General features: G+C 51.1%; 17 protein-coding genes and 1 tRNA gene. 15 read left to right on the top strand and 3 right to left on the bottom strand.

Annotation, left to right across the window (positions count from 1 at the left end):
- The first annotated feature begins 188 nt into the window (after positions 1-188).
- From EKM83_RS01115 to EKM83_RS01095, 5 genes are all read left to right on the top strand, one after another.
- The gene (locus EKM83_RS01115; RefSeq protein ID WP_125574817.1) at positions 189-1,193 is read left to right on the top strand and encodes a Gfo/Idh/MocA family protein; all 1,005 of its coding nucleotides are present in this window, start codon (positions 189-191) and stop codon (positions 1,191-1,193) included.
- Positions 1,194-1,205: 12 nt separating this feature from the next.
- A complete protein-coding gene (locus EKM83_RS01110) occupies positions 1,206-2,549 on the top strand; it encodes a DEAD/DEAH box helicase (RefSeq protein WP_125574816.1) in 1,344 nt (447 codons plus the stop codon).
- 52 nt (positions 2,550-2,601) lie between these two features.
- Positions 2,602-2,674, top strand: a tRNA-Arg gene (locus EKM83_RS01105).
- A 210-nt stretch (positions 2,675-2,884) separates the two neighbouring features.
- Complete coding sequence (locus tag EKM83_RS01100; protein ID WP_125574815.1) at positions 2,885-3,337, top strand: universal stress protein; 453 nt, start codon at positions 2,885-2,887, stop codon at positions 3,335-3,337.
- A gap of 161 nt (positions 3,338-3,498) precedes the next feature.
- Positions 3,499-4,854, top strand: coding sequence for a gluconate:H+ symporter (locus tag EKM83_RS01095; RefSeq protein ID WP_125574814.1), 1,356 nt, complete (start codon positions 3,499-3,501; stop codon positions 4,852-4,854).
- Positions 4,855-5,511: 657 nt separating this feature from the next.
- Here EKM83_RS01095 and EKM83_RS01090 read toward each other — a convergent pair.
- Positions 5,512-6,453 (bottom strand): glycosyltransferase family 2 protein, encoded by a 942-nt coding sequence (locus tag EKM83_RS01090; RefSeq protein ID WP_125574813.1) that lies wholly within the window; start codon positions 6,451-6,453, stop codon positions 5,512-5,514.
- Between the two features lie 255 nt (positions 6,454-6,708).
- Between EKM83_RS01090 and wecB the strand changes: the two genes are divergently transcribed.
- The 3 genes from wecB (at position 6,709) to EKM83_RS01075 (ending at position 10,271) form a co-directional block, all read left to right on the top strand.
- Complete coding sequence (gene wecB / locus EKM83_RS01085; protein ID WP_125574812.1) at positions 6,709-7,842, top strand: non-hydrolyzing UDP-N-acetylglucosamine 2-epimerase; 1,134 nt, start codon at positions 6,709-6,711, stop codon at positions 7,840-7,842.
- On the top strand, positions 7,835-8,686 hold the full coding sequence (locus EKM83_RS01080) for a nuclease-related domain-containing protein (protein ID WP_125574811.1): 852 nt from the start codon (positions 7,835-7,837) through the stop codon (positions 8,684-8,686). Before wecB ends, EKM83_RS01080 begins: the two co-directional genes overlap by 8 nt.
- A 661-nt stretch (positions 8,687-9,347) precedes the next feature.
- A complete protein-coding gene (locus tag EKM83_RS01075; RefSeq protein WP_125574810.1) occupies positions 9,348-10,271 on the top strand; it encodes a YihY/virulence factor BrkB family protein in 924 nt (307 codons plus the stop codon).
- Positions 10,272-10,391: 120 nt separating this feature from the next.
- Here EKM83_RS01075 and EKM83_RS01070 read toward each other — a convergent pair whose 3' ends face one another.
- Positions 10,392-10,850, bottom strand: a complete 459-nt coding sequence (locus tag EKM83_RS01070; RefSeq protein ID WP_125574809.1) for a flavodoxin — start codon at positions 10,848-10,850, stop codon at positions 10,392-10,394.
- A 221-nt stretch (positions 10,851-11,071) separates the two neighbouring features.
- Here EKM83_RS01070 and recX point away from each other — a divergent pair, with 221 nt between their 5' ends.
- Together recX and EKM83_RS01060 are read left to right on the top strand one after the other, a co-directional pair.
- Positions 11,072-11,875 (top strand): recombination regulator RecX, encoded by an 804-nt coding sequence (gene recX, locus EKM83_RS01065; protein WP_125574808.1) that lies wholly within the window; start codon positions 11,072-11,074, stop codon positions 11,873-11,875.
- Positions 11,876-11,904: 29 nt separating this feature from the next.
- Positions 11,905-13,086: a serine hydrolase domain-containing protein gene (locus EKM83_RS01060; RefSeq protein ID WP_125574807.1), complete on the top strand. Its 1,182-nt coding sequence runs from the start codon at positions 11,905-11,907 to the stop codon at positions 13,084-13,086.
- A gap of 136 nt (positions 13,087-13,222) precedes the next feature.
- On the opposite strand, the gene EKM83_RS01055 is transcribed toward EKM83_RS01060, so the two are convergent.
- Complete coding sequence (locus tag EKM83_RS01055) at positions 13,223-13,468, bottom strand: YdeI/OmpD-associated family protein (protein ID WP_125574806.1); 246 nt, start codon at positions 13,466-13,468, stop codon at positions 13,223-13,225.
- Positions 13,469-14,285: 817 nt separating this feature from the next.
- Here EKM83_RS01055 and ntdP point away from each other — a divergent pair.
- The 5 genes from ntdP to EKM83_RS01030 all read left to right on the top strand — a co-directional run bounded on the left by ntdP (position 14,286) and on the right by EKM83_RS01030 (position 19,623).
- Positions 14,286-14,843, top strand: coding sequence for a nucleoside tri-diphosphate phosphatase (gene ntdP / locus EKM83_RS01050; protein ID WP_125574805.1), 558 nt, complete (start codon positions 14,286-14,288; stop codon positions 14,841-14,843).
- Between the two features lie 106 nt (positions 14,844-14,949).
- Complete coding sequence (locus EKM83_RS01045) at positions 14,950-16,062, top strand: AI-2E family transporter (protein ID WP_125574804.1); 1,113 nt, start codon at positions 14,950-14,952, stop codon at positions 16,060-16,062.
- Between the two features lie 152 nt (positions 16,063-16,214).
- Positions 16,215-16,631 carry a glycerol-3-phosphate cytidylyltransferase gene (gene tagD / locus EKM83_RS01040; protein ID WP_125574803.1) on the top strand — a complete coding sequence of 139 codons (417 nt, stop codon included), beginning with the start codon at positions 16,215-16,217 and terminating at the stop codon, positions 16,629-16,631.
- 68 nt (positions 16,632-16,699) lie between these two features.
- A complete protein-coding gene (locus EKM83_RS01035) occupies positions 16,700-17,584 on the top strand; it encodes a hypothetical protein (protein WP_125574802.1) in 885 nt (294 codons plus the stop codon).
- A gap of 14 nt (positions 17,585-17,598) precedes the next feature.
- Positions 17,599-19,623 (top strand): CDP-glycerol glycerophosphotransferase family protein, encoded by a 2,025-nt coding sequence (locus EKM83_RS01030; RefSeq protein ID WP_125574801.1) that lies wholly within the window; start codon positions 17,599-17,601, stop codon positions 19,621-19,623.
- Positions 19,624-19,755: the final 132 nt, after the last annotated feature.

Genomic DNA, 19,755 nt, shown 5'->3' with positions numbered 1-19,755 from the left:
CGGCAAACTACTGGGACTTGAGATACGGGTGGGCTTAGCTATACCAATTGCTGATAACGGCCCCAACTTTTCGGCCCCACGAACGTAAGCGACCGTTTGAACGGTTAAGTGTGGTACTCTAAAAGTGGTCTTAGTCTTTTTCAACGATAACTATTAAATAGGAAATTAAACAATCTGGAGGGATCAACATGATTCGCATGGGAACAGTGGGCACTAACTGGATTACGCAACAGCTGGTCGAAGCCCTAGCCCTCAGTGGGCAATACGAATTGGCGGGGGTATACTCGCGGCATCAGGAAACAGCGGCGGCTTTTGCGACGAAGAATCACGCACAAGCTAGCTATACCAATTACGAAGAGATGTTAACACAAGGGCGCTTGGACGTCGTGTACATCGCTTCACCCAACAGCCTGCATTTTAAGCAAGCTATGGCGGCCATCGACCATGATATTTCCATCGTGGTCGAAAAGCCTGCTTTCAGTAATCGTCAAGAAATGGTGGCCATTCAAGCGGCCTTGGCCCAGCACCCACAAGTGAAATTCTTTGAGGCGGCGCGGCACGTGCATACGCCCAACTTCCGGGAACTGGAAAAGGCGCTTCTCGGCTTACCGCTGATCCAAGGGGCGGCGCTGACGTACATGAAGTACTCATCACGCTATGATTTGGTCTTAGACGGTGAAGTGCCCAACGTCTTCAGCCGACAATTCTCGGGTGGGGCGCTGCAAGACCTGGGCGTCTATCCCATTTATTTAGCCATTGCCTTGTTTGGCCAACCCGAGCACGTGCAGTACTACCCGACGCTGATTGCGACCGGCGCGGATGGCAAGGGCGTCGCAATGCTGCGGTACCCAGGCTTTGACGTGACCGTGTCCTTTGGCAAGACCAGTAATTCATTTGCGTCGTCAGAAATTTACGGCCTGAAGGAAACGGTCACGCTGGATAGTGCGGGAGAATTGACCCACGTCGAGGAACGGGCTGCGGACGGCGCGGTGCGCGACTTGAGCCAACCGGCCTTGGCTAATCCGATGTTACCTGAGGTGGTCGACTTTGCCCGGGTCCTGTTGGCCCCCGATGACCCGCAGAACCAAGCGGACTATCAACGGTGGCTGCAATGGAGTTTGACCGTGAACCAAGTGCTCTACAGCCTGCGAGTTAGCGCTAACCTGCGTTTCCCAGCTGATGAGAACGACTAGAAAGGAAACAGCATGTTAAAACAATTTGAAAAACATTTTACGGAATTAGGGTACCAAGCACCGACCGCCATCCAAACGGCGGTGTATGACGCCATGGTCGGCGACAAAAACGTGTTGGGGTTAGCCCCGACCGGTTCTGGCAAGACGGTGGCCTTCACGTTGCCGGCTTCAGCCAATTTATTGCCCGGTGACGGCACGCAATTGATCGTGTTAGAGCCCTCACAGGAACTGGCGATTCAGACCAGTCGGGTGATGCGTGACTGGGGGAAGTTACTGGACCTCAAGGTGGTCGCGTTGACCGGGGGCGCCAATGTCAAACGCCAAACGGAACGCCTGAAGAAGCGTCCAGAGATCGTGGTCGGGACCCCAGGACGGGTCTTGAACCTGGTCAATGACCGCAAGCTCAAGTTACATTTGGTTTCCATGTTGATCGTCGATGAAGCCGATGACCTGTTGACGGGGGATACCTTGGACACGGTCCGTGAGATTGCCCAGGCCACGCCGGCCGACGTGCAGTTGGGCTTCTTCTCGGCGACCGATACGCCAATCTTGCATGAGCTGGACAAATGGTTCGGTCAAACCGTTGAACGCGTGGACGTTCGTGACCAGGACAACACGCAAGGGGAGGTCCGCCATGGCCTGCTTCAGGTGGGGATGAACAAGCGTGACCAAATGCTTAAACGGCTACTGGCGATGCCAAACTTCCGGGCGCTGGTCTTCTTCAAACAGTCCAGTACCTTACGGAAGACAGCCACGCGCTTTTATCACGACCACGTGTCCGCGGCGGGCTTGACCAGTGATTTGCGACAGGTGCAACGTGAAAAGGCGCTCCAAGATTTCCGGCAAGGGCGGATTCGCTTACTACTGACGACGGACGTGGCGGCGCGGGGCTTGGATATTCCCAAGTTACCAGCTGTCATCAACTACGATTTGCCAGATAAGGTCAACGAATACGTGCACCGGGTCGGTCGGACAGGCCGCATGGGCGAACCCGGCCAGGTCATCAGCTTAGGCGACGACCATGACTTGCGTGATTTGAAACGCCTGCTCAAGGATACTGACTACGACTTGGTTCCCCTGTACTTCAGTGGCCGCGAGCTGACGACGGAACGGCCAACTGCCGCGACGGTCAAGGCTAACGAAACGGCCAAGGCTCAACGCGTCACCGCAACGGCAAGCACTGCCGGGCAGACTGCTGCGACGGCGACTAAACCGAAAGCGGGTGCTAAGGCTAACGCTAAGGCGACCGTGAAAGCCGAAACGCCGAACCCTAGCAAGAAAAAGAAGCATAAGAACCGGCACACCAAGAATAAGGGGATGCGCAAGAAGTGGCGGGACCACGACGCGCAGAACTAGTCCTTTACAATTTCCCAGATCCGTGTGAGAATTATAAGCGGATCTTTATTTTGGCCCTATAGCACAACTGGATAGGGCACTCGCCTCCTAAGCGAATGATCCCGGTTCGAGTCCGGGTGGGGCCAGTTAAATACCAAGATTGTGGCGCCACTGACAGGTTATCTGTTGGTGGCGCCACTTTTGGTTAGGGTTAAGCCAGTTTCATTGGCGCATATCAGGCAATCAGTGCCCCTGACATTGTTGACGGATACCTGCTTTTTAACGCATTCACCTCCCCAATGGAATCGTTTTCGGCTATAATAAACGTAGTGCTGAAAAAGTGAGGAGGAGTTTCAATGGACAATGCAGGATCAATGAACCCAAAGAAGTTTACGCGGATATTGGTTGGGGTGGATGATTCACCCGATGCCCAATTGGCTTTCCGTTATGCCATGAACCGAGCGAAGTTTGATGAAGCTGAGCTGGTGATCTGTTCCGTCTTGGAATCAGACAACATGAACATCTACCAAGCGCTGAGCAAGGACTATGTTCACGGTCAGCGGGCCGATTTGCAAAAGCACTTGGAAGGTTACGAGAATTTGGCGCGGCGCTTCGGCATTACCAAGGTGAAAATCATCATTGGTGAAGGTGACCCCGGTGAGACCATCGTCAAGCAGATTATTCCCGAAGTGGAACCCGATTTGCTGGTCGTGGGGTCGTTGTCCAAAAACGGTGTGCGGAAGTATTTTGGTAGCCAAGCGGCCTACATGGCAAAATATTCTCCAATTTCTGTAATGATTGTCAGATAGCGTTTTCATAGCTGTTTTCACAAGCAAACTGTAAATAATATTCAGATTCCCTCTTGCAAGTTGAAAAATTTTTTCATACAATGATTCTTATGCGACAAGATAGAATTTGGCTACGGCAGGCCGATTTTATCAGAATCGAGCATAAGAAAAGAGAGAGAAATATGCAGTTCGTGATTTTGTTATTGGGTATTTTACTTTTGCTCTTCTTGATCATTCGAGTAAAGTTAAACACCTTCGTTTCACTGATCGCTACGTCAATTTTAGTAGCGCTCGGTTTAGGCATGAACCCGGCAAATATTGCGGATTCCATTAAAAACGGTATCGGGAGCTCCATGGGCGAACTGATTATCGTTTTTGGATTCGGTGCCATGATTGGTCGGTTAGTGTCTGATGCTGGGGGTTCTTACCGAATCGCCCGGACGTTGATTAGAATTTTTGGGAAGAAACGCCTCCAGGTTGCCATCGTGGTTGCGTCCTTCTTGATTGGGATTTCTCTGTTGTTTGAAGTGGGGCTGGTCTTAGTTACACCAATCGTCTTTGCGGTTGCGCTGGAAGCCGAAGTGCCATTCCTCTATCTGGGAATCTCGATGGCCGCGGCCTTGTCTGCGACCCAAGGATTCTTACCACCACAACCATCTCCAACCGCCGTTGCGACGGCCTTGGGGGCAAACGTGGGGGAAATGTTAATGGTCGGAATCATCGTGGCCATTCCCTGTGTGATCGTCGCTGGTCCAATTTGGACCCGAGTGATTCGCCGGTTTAATCCAGATTTATTCGTCATCAAACGTTCCTTGCCCGCTTTTGGGGAAGTTAAGGAATTTGACTTGAAGGAAACGCCAGGCTTCGGTCTGTCCGTCTTCACGTCACTGTTCCCAGTAGTCTTCATGATTTTGGCAACCGTTTACCAAATGGTTGTCAATGGTGGGACTGCGCCGAAAAATCCGCACGGCTTAGATGCGGTCATTACCATGCTGGGGAATCCCGTTATCGCCATGGTTGTGGCCTTGCTGTTTGCCATCTGGTCCATGGGTTTCCATCGGGGTCGCTCGATGAAAGAAATCAGTGGGACACTGGAAGACGCCATCAAGTCGATCGCCATGTTGCTGATGGTCATTGCTGGGGGTTCAGCCTTCAAGCAAGTCCTGATCGACGGTGGGGTTGGTAAGGCCGTGCAACAATTGATGATGAACTCGACGTTCTCACCAATTCTGTTGGCTTGGCTGATCACGGTTATCTTACGGATCTCTTTGGGTTCCGCAACGGTTTCCGGGATGACGGCCTCTGGGCTGATCACGCCATTGATGCACTCATTGGGTGCCGACCCGGTCATGATTGCCTTGGCCATTGGGGCTGGGTCCTTAGCCGCTTCTCACGTGAACGATGCTGGTTTCTGGATGTTCTCCGAGTACTTTGACTTGAGCGTTAAGCAAACATTCCAGGTCTGGACGACATTGGAAACGGTCATCTCTGTGGTGGGGCTGTTGATGGTCTTACTGATGAATACAATTATTCACTAATTTTTAAAATGAATTTGGCCTGTGTCCTTAGGGGATGCAGGCTTTTTTGTCGTCCGCTGTGGAAAAGGGCAGACTAAAAGCGCCCAGGGACCACTGTGGCTAGACGCGAAAATTAGTCGGTTACAGCATCCTAATGAGAACTGGCCGCCTACCGTCCGCCAAATATGGGTTGGAGCGCTGGGGCGGACGGGTCGAGCCAAAGGGCGGTCTCGACGCCTCGCCTTTGAGCCGCAGGCCACGTCTCAAAGGCGCCAGTTATCTAAGCGGCATGAACCCCGCCGCTAAGATAACTCCCACGGCTGAACCCATATTTGGCGAACTCTCGGCTACTAGAGTGTGTGCAAGTAATCATCGGCTTAGCCCCAGGTAACAGCTGATTTAGCGGCTGGTTCCTATCGCAGTATTGCTGGTATTTCACAACCCGCCGGAACCTCTGGCTGACGCAGGCGCTTGGCTTCACTAATTTTAGTGGATAGAACACGATCGTTCCAGTCCTCAAGGCATTAATTCCTCTTTCAACTTTCGGGGGATTATTGTATAGCGGAGATAAAGAAACGGAGGCGACTACTAGTTAGCTTTTGACAAGTAGAAGTCATCACCGCCAAGAAAAAAGAGCTTGGAAAAATTTCCAAGCTCTTACGTGGCAACTTTAAATGCTTATTTTTCTTCCCGGACGATGTATTTCGGCCGGTGTTTCGTTTCCAGATAAATCTTGTTGATGTACTGGCCAAGAATTCCCAGACAGAACAATTGAATCCCACCGATGAACAGCATGATGGCGACCAGAGAAGGCCAACCAGCCACAGCGCCACCAACGGTCAATGCCCGGATGATAACGAAGAGCAACCCGAAGATCGACAGGATAAAGGAAATACTGCCGACCCAAGTGGCGAGCCGCAACGGGGCATTGGAAAAGTCGATGATGCCTTCAATGGAATAGGCAAACAGTTGACGTAGATTCCAATGCGTGGTGCCGGCCGCCCGTGGTTGACTTTCGTAGGTCAAATAGGTGGTCTTAAAACCGACCCAGCTGAAGATGCCTTTGGAGAACCGGTTGAATTCAGGCAAAGAAATGACGGTGTCTACGAATTGCCGAGTCATCAAGCGGTAATCCCGCGCGTTGGGTTCGATCCGGACATCGGAAATTTTATTGATGACGCGGTAAAAACTACTGGACAAGAAGGCCCGCAGTTTGCTTTGGCCGCGCCGTTCCTTTTGAATCGTGCCCACACAGTCGTAGCCCTCGTTTTCAATCAGGGCAAACATTTTAGGTAATAACTCCGGTGGGTCTTGCAAGTCGACATCCATCACGGCGACTAGCTCCCCAGTCGTGGCTTGAAGCCCCGCTGCTAGTGCTGATTCTTTCCCAAAGTTGCGGGAGAACGACCGGTAATGGACGGTCTCCGGATGGCTTTGGTGTAACTCTTTCATTTCCTTAAGGGTGTGGTCACTCGACCCATCATCCACGAAAATGTATTCCGGCGTGACCGTCGGGGTGGGGGTGTTCATTGAGTCGATCACCTTGCTAACAGTTCGGTAAAATAATGGAATTGACTCCTCCTCATTATAGCAAGGAACGACCAGACTGATCTTTTTCATGTTTAGACATTCCTTTCAGACAACGATACTATCTTACCTCAAATGTTCAGGGCTGACCATGACATTTCCCTTAAAAGTTCGCGACAACGACTGATTAAGGGGTGAAAAACGGGGGAGTGCAGGATAGGCACTCAGACGTCTGAGGAAAAGTGGTTGAGCTCAGTGTAGCATTTCTCGTAAAATACGGGAATTAATAACATGGGCGAGTGGCTTCTGCTATAATTGACCTAATCAACACCACTTGGAGGAGAGATTGTGACAAACCCAATTAAAGTAATGACGGTCTTCGGGACGCGTCCTGAAGCGATTAAAATGGCCCCAATTATTTTGGCCATGCAGCAACGACCAGCCGAGTTCACCCCAATCACGGTGGTGACGGCACAGCACAGAGAGATGCTGGACCAGGTGCTGGATATTTTTAAGATTACTCCAGATTATGACTTGAATATCATGCGGCCGAAGCAAACGCTGAGTGACATCACGACGCGGGTCTTGACCAAGCTAGACACGGTCATTGATGAGGCCAAGCCCGACATCGTGTTGGTCCACGGCGACACGACCACGACCTTTGCGGCCAGTATCAGTGCCTTTTACCACCAAACCATGCTGGGTCACGTGGAGGCTGGCTTGCGGACCTGGAACAAGTACTCACCGTTCCCAGAGGAAATGAACCGACAGCTGACGGATATTTTAAGCGACTTGTACTTTGCCCCAACGGAATTGTCGCGGCAAAATCTCTTGAAGCAAGCCCATCCGGATGACCACATTTCCGTGACCGGGAACACCGCGATCGATGCGTTGAAACAAACGGTCGACCCCAATTATCATCACGCCGTCTTGGACCAAGTCCAGCCGGGCCATCGCATGATTTTGATGACCATGCACCGACGGGAAAATCAGGGGGCCCCGATGCACGCGGTCTTCAAAGCGGTTCGCCAAGTGGTCACTGATCACCCGGACATTGAACTGGTCTACCCGGTACATTTGAGCCCAGTCGTTCAAGCGGCGGCGCACGAAGAGTTGGATGGGATGGACCGGATTCATTTGATCGACCCACTGGACGTGGTTGATTTCCACAACCTGGCTGCCCGGAGTTATTTCATCATGACGGATTCCGGTGGTGTCCAAGAAGAGGCGCCATCGTTGAACAAGCCGGTGCTGGTGCTACGCGATACCACGGAGCGGCCAGAAGGGGTCACGAACGGGACATTGAAGTTGGTCGGCACCGATCCTGCCAAGGTCACGGCAGCCATGGAAACGCTGCTTACTGACCAGGCGGCGTACGACCAAATGGCGCAGGCCAAGAATCCTTACGGGGATGGCCGCGCGTCAGAACAAATTTTAGCTGCCATCGAAGCAGCGATTAATGGGGGCAATGCGAATGGCTGAGACGGCATATGACCGGGCCGAGATTAAGACCACAGAACAATTATCAGAAATTATGCGCGACATTCATTTGGCCGCAAAGAAGCACAATGAACGCTTCGACTATAAAATCTTGCGCAACGTGCATTTCGCCAACAAGGTCAAGAATCCAGTGACGCAGGAAATGAATGACGGTGATTCCTGGCGCGTCATGCAGATCGACAACCTGTTGGTCACGTCCTTTGGCGTCATCAACGTGGAAAGTAAGTACTGGCGGGGGATGATTTTCCATGACCTGTCTGAAGAAATCTTTTCTTCTAGCCTAGACGACTTCACCGGCGTCAACCTGGGCAACCGCGAAAAGGACACGGCCAAGGCGCTGACCAACCGGCTGGACCGTTTCTTCTTGCCAAACCTATCCGAAGAAAATGAATCCCTGACGCAAGGCTACACCATGAGTCTGGAACAAGAAGGCCGGGGACAACGGTCCATCACGCTGCACACGGGGATCAGTAACCCCGCGACGCAAGCAGAATTATCGTCTAAACTGCTGGTGCGCTATATCAATAGTGAAATTACCATGCACAAGCAATTGGAAAATAAAAACGATCGGATCATCGACTTCGTGAAGCCGTTAGTTTATTATAATTATTACGACCGTTATGATCGGAGTAATTCATTGGTCGTGGGGAACAAGACTAAGCTCAATGCCCACGACGCTTACAACTGCACGGCGGTGGCCAATTATGAGGACTTAAAGACGTTTATCGAGTCCTTCCGCCAGGCTAAGCGAGTCCGTTTCAGCCGCAAGACGCTGGAAAAGATGATTGGCACGCTCAAGTTCGCCGAAGATTATGGGTCGTTTTAACCTGTACCGGCTGGAGGTTGAAAGATGAAAAACAGCTAGACATATTGTCACCACGCGGCTTGTGACGTAAAAAATAGTCGTTTACAGCTTCGTAGTTCGAGCTGGCCGCCTACCGTCCGCCAACTATGGGTTGGAACGCGGTGGGCGGACCGGGCCGAGCCTGAGGGACGGTCTCGGCCTCGCTTTGAGCCGAAAGCCCACGTCTCTGGCCTCATAGCCGAAACGTGTACCAACAGGCAACTGGTTCCGCTTAACACCGATAGGCAAATAATCCAGAATCGGGATTATCCACCTATCGCCGTTAATGCTCGCCAGTTAACCGCCTGTCGCCACACTCTTTTTCAGCGGCTGAACCCATATTTGGCGGACTCTCGGCTACAAAAGTGCGTACCAGTAACAAGCAACTTAGCCCCAGGTAGCGGCTGTTTTGGCAACTAGTCTTTGACTAACACAGTATTGCTGATGATTGTCACTCTTTGCCGGAGGCAGCCAGGGTGGAGCCAGCGAACTGGAAGACCGCTTCTCGGGCTGGAGGTGTTCCTCAGAGCAGGCGGAACCCCTGGCTGACGTAGGCTGGTTGCCAAACGGTAGGCGGCCAGCACTGACTTCACCATGAAAATTGAACCGAACCGAAATCAACCAAGAAGGGAGCCAACCGACCGTGACCACTCAGTGGCGTAAGCGGGGTGCGCAACTCAAGCGCATCTACACGACCATCATCAAGCACTACACCATGGCCAACGTCTCGGACTCGGCTGTGGTCTTGGCTTACTATACCTTGTTGTCATTGTTTCCGGCACTGCTGGTGCTGGCCAGCTTATTACCGTATCTCAATATTCAAACCAGTACGGTGCTAGACAGCATTGAACCAATGGTCCCCGAGAGCATCTTTGACATGCTTGAACCGATCATCCATTCCTTTCTGAATAACCGGAGCGGCGGCGTCTTATCCATTGGGGTCATCGTCTCCATCTGGTCATCGTCCCGAGCAGTCGCGGCCTTTCAACGCACCGTGAACCGTGCGTATGGCGTGGCGAAGAATCAAAACGCCTTCGTCAATCGCGTGGTGGCCTTCATCTGGATGGTCGTGCTAATTGCCTTGCTATTTGCGCTGATGATTTTCTTCAGTTTCGGTCAAATCGTTTTGGAAAAATTGACGCCGTTACTGCATTTACCTAGCGCGATTCTGGCCTACGTCAACGCCTTGAAATGGCCACTGACGTTCTTCGTGGTCTTCGTGGTGTTGATGATTCTGTTTTACTTCGTGCCCAACGCCAAATTAAAATGGCGATTCGTGTGGCCGGGAGCCTTGGTCGCCACGGTCGGTTGGTTATTGTTGTCGCAAGCCTTCTCCATCTACGTGAAGTATTTTGCCCACAATATTGACAGTTACAAAACCATTGGGACCTTCATTTTCTTAATGTTCTGGCTGGATTTCACCGGCCTGATCCTGATGTTTGGTGCGGTCTTGAATGCGGCCATTCAGGAGCTGATAGTTGGTGCCATCGAGGAACAAAAGGCCTTGGCGATTCCGAACCTCTTGAAGTATCGGAAATATCATTTAAAAAATAAGTCATCCAAATAAGTGGGTGAACGCAAAAACAGACCAGACGGCAAGTTCGTCTGGTCTGTTTTGTCAGGCTATTTCTGATTTATGATCATGGTAGGGACGAGTGCCTTGTGCCAAGAGCAACAGTGGGAACACTTAAGCGTGTGCGTGATGATAAGTGTCGACGAGCTGTTGGGCCATGGCGTCCAGCTGGTCGATCGCCGCTTGGTCGGGAGCCAAATTGATTTTGACCGGCGCCGCCCCACGAGTAGCGCCCGTTTGCTGGAACGTGGTCTCGAAGTGATCAACGGTAGTGTTGTAGTACTCGCCATAGAAGGTGTCGCCAGACCCGGCCACGCCATAAATCTTGCCAGTGAGGTCTAAGTCTTGCAGGTCCTCGTAGAAGTCCATACCTTCGTCGGGCAGGGACCCCTCGTCATAGGTGTAGGCGCAGACCACACAGATGTCGACGTTTTCAAATTCGGCGGCGTCGGTCTGGGAGATTTCCGTTTCCTTGACCTGACATCCGAGGTCCTCTAACTTTTCCGTGACAATGTCGGCCACGTCTTCATTGTTGCCAGTGATGGTGGCAAAGACTACTTGTGCTGATACCATTTCGTTTCACTCCTTAGGTTAAACCCGTGTTTGCCGTTAATTATAACAGGTTGCCGTGGCGGTGACTAGGAACGGTTGGGGGAAATAACTGTGTGTTCCGCGAAAAGATGATTGACTAACAAATCTGGCACTCTGCTTCCCACCCACCCCTGAGAACTGGTAAAATGGTGCCAGAACAGTTAAAGAGTGACCAGATTTTTTTAGCGAAGGATGTGACTTTAATGGCCGTCATTACCATGATTGAGGCCCAGAAGAAAAATAGCGGCCGTTATAACGTATACGTTGACGGCGCCTATGCGTTTCCGGTCAGTGAGAGTGTCCTGATTGATTTCCGCCTGTACAAGGGCATGGAGGTCACCAAGGACCTAGAAACCCATCTGGTGGATGCGGACAACGTTGCTAAGGCCTACAACCGGACGCTGGACTATTTGTCCAAACAGTTGCGGACCGAAAAAGAGATCCATGACAAGTTGGTCGAACTGGAGATTCCGGAAGAAACGATTGCGTTAACGTTTCAGAAATTACGAGAGTTAAACTTGGTGGACGACGCCCACTACGCCGCCAGTTACGTGCGGACGATGATGCACACGGGGGATAAGGGCCCGCGGGTGATTCGCCAGCATTTGCGGCAAAAAGGAGTCGGTGAAAAGTTGATTGATGACGCCCTGGTCTTGTATACGCCAGAAGACCGCTTGACCGTGGGGACGGCCGTAGCGGAAAAATTGGCCAAGCGGTATCACCGCCAGGCTTTTGGCACGCAACAACAGAAGATTCGCCAGGGCCTGATCAGCCGTGGTTTTAACAACGACGAGGCGGGCCAAATGATTGACAGTCTAGACCTGACACCCGACCTCGACCAGCAGCACGACTTGTTGGTCAAGCAAGGCGAAAAGATTTGGCGGCGTTATCGAGCGTTGAGCCCGTCAGAACGCAAATATAAGACCAAACAGACGTTATATCGCAAGGGATTTCAACTGGACGATATTAGTCAGTGGTTGGCTGATTTAGGGGAATCAGCGGAGTAGGCAGCATCAAAGAGTAAGGGGGAGTTGTCATGCGGAAGAGAACTTTGGGCATCTTGGTATCGTTGGGGATGATCTTGGGCATTGGTGGCGGCTTAGCTTGGTGGTTCAATGGGCAGACGCAGAGTCACGCGGAACCCGCAGCCACTAGTAGTTCGGTCGTTAAGCCCAAGCCAAAACCCAAGCCTAAGGCCAAGAAGCTGGCTAAGAAAAAGGCCAAGCCAAAAGTCACGGCGGCCACGCGGCAGATTGACGCCATTTTACGGGCTAATCGGTTCGTGGGGACAGCGTTAGTCGTGCGTTCGGGTAAGACCATGTTTGAGCAAGGCTTCGGCTATGCCCAGGCCAATGAACAAAAGAAGAATGGCATCAACAGCGTTTATCAGTTGGCCTCCGTTCAGAAGTCCTTTACGGCGGGGCTGATCATGAAGCTGGCCGCAGCGCAAAAATTATCGTTGGGCGATCCTTTGTCGAAGTACTATCCACAGATCAAGGGGTCAGCGCGCATCACCTTGCGTGACATGCTGGATATGAAGAGTGGCTTGACGTTAGAGGCCTTTCCGGATTCGTTGAATTCAGAAAATGGCATGATCAAGTTCATCTTGCATCACATCATCAGCCAGCCCGCCACGATTGGCAAATGGGACTACTCACCGGTCAACTTCATGTTGCTGGCGGGAATCATCCAACAAGTTACCGGTGAAAGTTACCGGCAGTACTTCACGGAAAACATCATTGAACCGTGGCATTTGCACCACACGGGTTTTGTCTTTAACATGGCCCATCGTGCAGCCTTTTCTCAAGGGTATCAAAACAACAATCAGGCCGATGTCGGTACCAATTACGATTCGGAATACCCAGAGTCGCGGGCCTCGATGTTCTACCAATTTGGGACGGGGCAAGTCTACATGTCTGCTCACGACTTATACGTTGGGGAACGGAACATGTTGCTGGGTAAACTGTACCCGCAAAGTGACGTCAACGTCTTACTGACACCAGGGTCCAATTCAATGTACGGTGGTGGCGCGTACGTTTACCCAGGCTATATCCGCGTGCACGGCTTGGCGTACGGCTATGAAGCCACAGCGCTGGTCAGCAAGGATGGCCAAGATGCGGTTATCTTACTGACGAACTACTACCGGGCTAACCAGTTGGCACAAACACCGGCTATCCAGATATGGAATCTGCTTGAGTCAGGGCAGCTTAAGAACTAGGTACGATGACAGCCAGTTCTCGCGACTAAGCTGTCAATGACTAGTTTCAACGTTATGAATTGTTAAAAAATACCCGCAGTCACTAGCACGTTGCCAGTGGTTGCGGGTGTTTGTGTGTGGTAGCGGAGCCGTTGCCCTAATCCTTAGGCCGACTGCCGTAAGCCCGTTTAGACTTGTAGCCAGCGGCCAGGATTTGACGCATGTCGGCGATGTGGCGCTGCTTGGTCGCATCGGCCTTGGCGCCGAAGATGTAACGGGCCCATTCGCGCTGGTAGCCGACGGTCAGGTCGTTGAAAAAGGCCGTTAGCTTAGGGTCATCCGCCAAGAGATCAGCGACCTGAGGAATCATGGGTTCAAAAGAACTGAGGGGTGCTTGTGCCATGGATAGTTACCTCGATTTTTTAAGATTTTAAGATTGAAAGTAGCATTGACATGGTAATTCCTGGAACGAAAGGGTTCTGTCTACTGAAATTAGTGAAACCGGGAGCCTGCGTCAGCCAGGGATTCCGCCTGCTATGGGGAACGCCTCCAGCCTGAGGAGCGGTCTTTCAGCTGGCTCCACCCTGGCTGCCTCCGGCGGGTTAGTAATTATTGGCAAAATTGTGTTAGTTGAAGACTGGTTGCCAATTTAGCTACAACTTGGAACTAAATCAACTGTGACTAGAACGCACTCTAATAGCCGGGAGTCCGCCAAATGTGGGTTCAGCCGTGGGAGTTGTCTTAGCGGCGCGGTTCATGGCGCTTAGGCAACTGGCGTCTTTGAGACGTGACCTTCGGCTCAAAGCGAGGCGTCGAGACCGTACTATGGCTCGACCCGTCCGCCCACCGCGTTCCAACCCAGATTTGGCGGACGGTAGGCGGCCAGTTCTCGCTGGGATGCTGTAAACGATTAATTCTTACACCATCAGTCGCCTAGTGGCCATGTTTATAGCTGATAGCTATCTTTCAATCTTTAAGGTTTTAAGTTAATAGTGCACTTGATTGAGAATTTTGGCAAGCATGGGTGATGGCGCTTAGGGAACTGGCAACTCGTCTCTAGCGAACGGTAAGGCGGCCAGTCAAATCTACCGGACAATTTAAGGCGACCAAAAGAATTTGTTCAGGAGAATCGGTCTGAACCTATTCAAGGGAGGCTTAATCTGGTATAATATTGAGTGAATTTTTATAGTTACCCGTTACTTAGAAAGTAGGGTTTAGACATGACGCGCGAAGCTAGAGGACCTAAGGAAGGCGACTTCATTACGATCAAAAGCTACAAGCACGACGGAAGTTTGCATCGAACTTGGCGCGACACTATGGTACTCAAAACAAGCGAAAATGCCCTCATTGGCGTCAATGACCACACCTTGGTCACTGAAGACGATGGGCGGCGGTGGGTGACTCGTGAACCCGCTATCGTTTATTTTCATAAGCATTATTGGTTCAACATTGTTGCGATGATTCGGGATAACGGGGTGTCGTATTACTGTAACTTGGCATCCCCGTACGTTTTGGATAAAGAAGCGCTCAAATACATTGATTATGATCTCGACGTGAAGGTTTTTCCGGATGGTGAAAAACGCCTGCTCGACGTTGACGAGTATGAAGATTTCAGTCAGCGGTGGCAGTATGGTGAAGCGACCGATCGGATTTTGAAGGCCAACGTGTTGACCTTGGTCGATTGGATCAATCATCATAAGGGGCCTTTTTCCCAAGCCTACGTCGATCTCTGGTACCAACGTTATCAGGAGTTACTTCGACGCTCGAATGATCAGTAAGAGTTGTCTTCCGTACCACCAGGAGCAAGTCCATTCGTGGCTCGCTCCTTTTTTCTAAAAATTGGACCAGCTACCGTGGCTGGTGAAACGAAAGGAGTGCCCCGCGATGAAATGGGTCGCCAACTCGCGGATCATGTTTTGGTCACTGGAATTATTGATCGTGGCCGCGTTGATCTGGGTCTGTACGCAAATCAGTTTTCTGTTTTCCCCAATTGGGGTTTTCCTATCGACGATTTTCGCGCCACTCTTGTTGTCTGGGGTCCTCTTCTACCTGTTGAACCCCTTGGTCAAGTTACTAGAGAAGGTGCGGTGGCGAAGATTTCACATCAACCGCACCGGGGCCGTGGCACTGGTTTTCTTACTGCTGGTGCTGGTCTTAGTCGCTGGGGGGATGTGGCTGATTCCCCGCTTGGCAACGCAGATTACCAATCTGATTGGTAACATCCCAGGTTTTGCCAAGTCCAGTGAGGCGGTGTTGAGTAAATTTATCGATCAGCCGGCCTTCAAGAATATTGATTTTACCAAATATCTCAGTCAACTACAGTCAGCCTTTGCCAAATACGCCCAGGGCTTCATGAGCGGCCTTACCAGCGGCATTGGCTCGATTATCGGGACAGTGACCACGGTGACCGTAACGGCCGTTACCGTGCCTGTCATGCTGTTTTACATGCTCAAGGATGGCGACAAGTTCATGCCGGCCATCCGCAGTTGGTTACCCGAGAAACACGGTGACCAGATTGCTGAATTGCTGAGTCGGATGAACAAGACGATTGCCCGCTACGTGGGTGGGCAGATCATCGAGTGCTTGTTCGTCGGGAGCTTCACGGCCATCGGCTACTTCTTAGTGGGAGAGAAATACGCCTTGCTGCTAGGCTTGTTTGCCGGGATCTGTAACCTGATTCCTTACGTGGGTCCTTACATTGGCATCTTGCCCGCGTTGATTGTCGCTTTTACCAGCAGTACGAGTCTGGTGCTCTATGTCATCATCGTGGTCGTGGTGGTCCAACAGATCGACGGCAACTTGGTTTACCCCAACATCATTGGCAAGAGCTTACAAATTCATCCGCTGACGATTATTATTATTTTACTCGCGGCTGGCAATATTGCGGGTCTGCTGGGGATGATCCTTGCGATTCCCTTATATGCCGTGGTTAAGACGATTGTTCAGTATCTTTACAGTATTTGGCAACTGGAGCACAGCAAGAAATCCGCGCTGTGAGCGGTCAAATTTCTCAAGAATTGCGTAACGTTTGTGGTTTGAAGTTGACGTGACCGCTGAATATGCTACTATTTAGATTGTTATTGGAATTTTTTTGCGCCCCCTGCAGACTGTGGTGGGGAAAATTAACCAGATAAAGTAGGAGAGTCTACATGAAAAAAGTAATTACGTACGGGACGTTTGATCTGTTACATAAGGGTCACATTCGGTTATTGAAGCGGGCGAAAGCCTTGGGTGATGATTTGACAGTGTGCGTGTCTTCTGATGAATTCAACGCCGAGAAGGGCAAACGGGCTTACACGTCTTATGAAGACCGTAAGTACATCCTCGAAGCCATTAAGTACGTGGATCACGTGATTCCAGAAACTTCTTGGGACCAAAAGATTCGCGACGTCCAAGATAATGATATTGATATCTTCGTCATGGGTGACGACTGGAAAGGCAAGTTTGACTTCTTGAAGGACTACTGTGAAGTGGTTTACTTACCACGGACAGAAGGCATTTCCACGACTAAAATCAAGCACGACTTAGGCCTATCAGACGAAGAAGACTGGAAGGAAAAAGAGTAGTGTTGGTGAAAATCCTTAGTCGTTGACTAGGGATTTTTTCTTATTAGAGCGTAGACGGAGGCAGAGGAATGCAACAGATTATTTTTTTAGTGACGTCGTTAAACGGGATGCATAAGCCCAATTTTACCCAGCAATTACCGCAGGCGGTCAAGCAAGGCGTGCCGGTCAGCGTGTTAGTCGCCCTAGTGGACTTTGAAGCGACTTGGAAAGTCCGGACTTTCTTGAACCGTTTGGCCCGGAAAAATCCCGGCGTCAGTGACGTAAAATTGGTGACGTTAGCTGACCTATATCAAGATGAACAGGGGTTGAAGCTGACCAGTGGCGAACGGAATACGCCGATACTGACGAACTTTGACGAGCGTTTATTTGCCGACAACGAAGAACAGGTCAAACGTTACTTGGATGCCGGTCATTTGGTGGCAGAATTACGGCAGATTGACGATGAGACGCCCAAGGTTTTGCGGCAGTATCACGCCGACCAACTGGTGCAAATCGACACTTACGGTTTGTCCGGCCAAGTCGTCGGAATCGAGAAAATCGCAGACGAGGTCGCCCAGACCAGTTACGTGCTGAACGCCAAAGGAGAAGCCGTCTTGCGGTTTGTCCGGCATGAACGGCCCATCAATCACGTCTTCAATTTGAGTGACACGTCGGCCATGATGGCCACGGAATTTGCGGACGCCAAGCAAAATGCGGCGTTGGCTAATATGACCAAGCGTCAGCGGAGCAAAGCCGAAGCGGCGACGGTGGACCACACCGCAATCGTGTCGGCGACGGAGACCTACTACGGCGTATTGGCTTACTCGAACTACCGGCGTTTTGACGACTTGTACACCTTCTACCAAGCGGTCTTGAGCCACATGTTGACACCGGAGACCCGTCTTTACGTGGACCTGGCGATCAACGCAGCGATTTCACCACAAATGCCGAACCAGCTGATTTTTAATTACTAAGGAGTTTTTCCATCGTGCGTGCGATTTTATCTGGATTACATCATAAAAAGAATTTACAGGAACTCGAACTTGAACTGATCGACGTGCCGGAACCGTTTGATGACTTAGCGGTCACCTTCTTGGAAAAAAACACCAAGGCCTCGATCACGGTTCCCATTAGCAAAATCGTCAGTGCCGAAGTGGTACGGATTCGCCTTAACGCCGCCGACCTGCAGATCTTGCACTCAGAACAAAGTGAGTTCAGTTGGGAATTATACTTAAATATTCGGCAACAAAACACTCGCGGCTTGATTCAAGTCGAAAGTGAATACCTAAGCGACCGACACCAATTAACGTTGACCAGTTTTTACCAAGTCAATAGTGATGCCGAGGGGATGGCACTCTTCAATCTGCACACCCAACAAGCAGAATCAGAGTTCACCATCAGTGCCATCAACTTGCAAGATGATCAGCTCCAGGTGATCGGTCGTAGCCGGTTGAATGGGCAGGCCATCGAGAATCAACGGTTGGTCTTGAAGAATGAAAAGCAAGCCAGTTCTGCGGAGTGGCCGATTACCCACATGAGCCTGCACGGCTTGTTTACGGGGGCCATTCCGTTATCTGATTTGCCACAAGACAGTACCCAGCAGTTGTTCATCCGCTCTACGGTAGCGGGAACTGATCTGGAACAACGCGTGGTCTTGGCTAAGTCCTTGGCCGGGCAGGTCACCCAAGCAATCACGGCCAACCACCGGCTAATCTTAGTCCAAAAGCGCTTTGACAACGGGATTCGGATTCAAGAAATGGCGGCGCCAACGTTGCCACAACGCTTGGCCAATGTGCCAAGTAAGATCGGCGGGGCTACCAAGCTGTTGTCCTTATTGATGGACAAAGTCAACCTGGCCCGGATGCGGCGCTTATTCAAGCGGGGCCACCGGCCATTTGAGCAACCCACTTTGATTTTTGAAAGCTTCGGTGGGCGGCAAGTCAGTGATTCACCATACGCCATTTACCGGTTGTTCGTGCAACTGTACCCAGGCTTTAATTTCGTCTGGTCGATCGACAAGTCACAAAAGAAGTTCTGTCGGGAAAATCAAATCCCGTTTGTGGTGCGCCGGACGGCTAAATGGGTCCGGACGCTGGAAAAGGCCAGCTTCTGGATCAGTAACGCCCGCTTCCCAGCCTGGGTTCGTAAGCCCAATTACGTGACTTACATCCAGACTTGGCACGGAACGCCGTTAAAGAAACTGGGCTTGGACATTGAAAACGTGTCGATGCCGGGGACCACGACGGCCAAGTACCACGCTAACTTCGTGAAGGAAGCCAACCGCTGGGATGCCTTGGTTTCGCCTAACGACTACTCCACGCGCATCTTCCGGTCGGCCTTTGGCTTTAACAATCAGATCTTAAAGGTCGGTTATCCCCGAAATGACGAACTCATTAACAGTACGCCAGAAGACGTGGTCGCGTTGAAGCAACGACTCGGCATTCCGTTGGATAAGAAGGTCGTCTTGTACGCGCCAACTTACCGGGATAACCAGTTCGCCGAAAAGGGGAAGTACACCTTTGAACTGCCATTCTCGCTGGATGATTTCCGCGAGAAATTTGGGCAAGACGCGGTCTTAGTTTTGCGGATGCACTACTTGATTTCCAACGCGCTGGATATCAGTGGGTATGAAGGGGTCGTCTTTGACCTGTCCAATCATCCTGATATCTCTGAGCTGTACTTGATCTCAGATATGTTGATCACCGACTACTCATCTGTCTTCTTTGACTTCGCTTACTTGAAGCGGCCAATTCTGTTCTACCCGTACGATTACCACATGTACAAAGACGAACTGCGGGGCTTCTACTTGGATTACGAAAAGGATTTGCCGGGTGAGATTGCCCACAATGAAACGCAGTTGCTGGACATGATCGGCGAGAAGCTCCAGACGCCTGACATGAGTGGTAACCAGAAGTTCATGGACTTCTATCGCCGCTTCTGTGCCATTGATGACGGGCTGAGTTCCTTGAAGATCGTCAACTACGTGGTTCAACAGATTGAAAAGAACGTTTAAGTGTTTGTGACAACTGTGGCTGACGAGATGATGCGGGGCTGACCGTCTTACCGTTCGCTAAAGGTGGTACACGGTCAGTTAGGTGGGTTTAAACCTATCTAGCTGGGCACCGCTAACTGTCGTGATTCTCAC

Source organism: Levilactobacillus angrenensis, assembly GCF_003946085.1.
GTDB lineage: Bacteria > Bacillota > Bacilli > Lactobacillales > Lactobacillaceae > Levilactobacillus > Levilactobacillus angrenensis.
The sequence above is the reverse complement of the archived record's forward strand: the minus strand, read 5'-3'. Positions and strand labels throughout refer to the sequence as shown.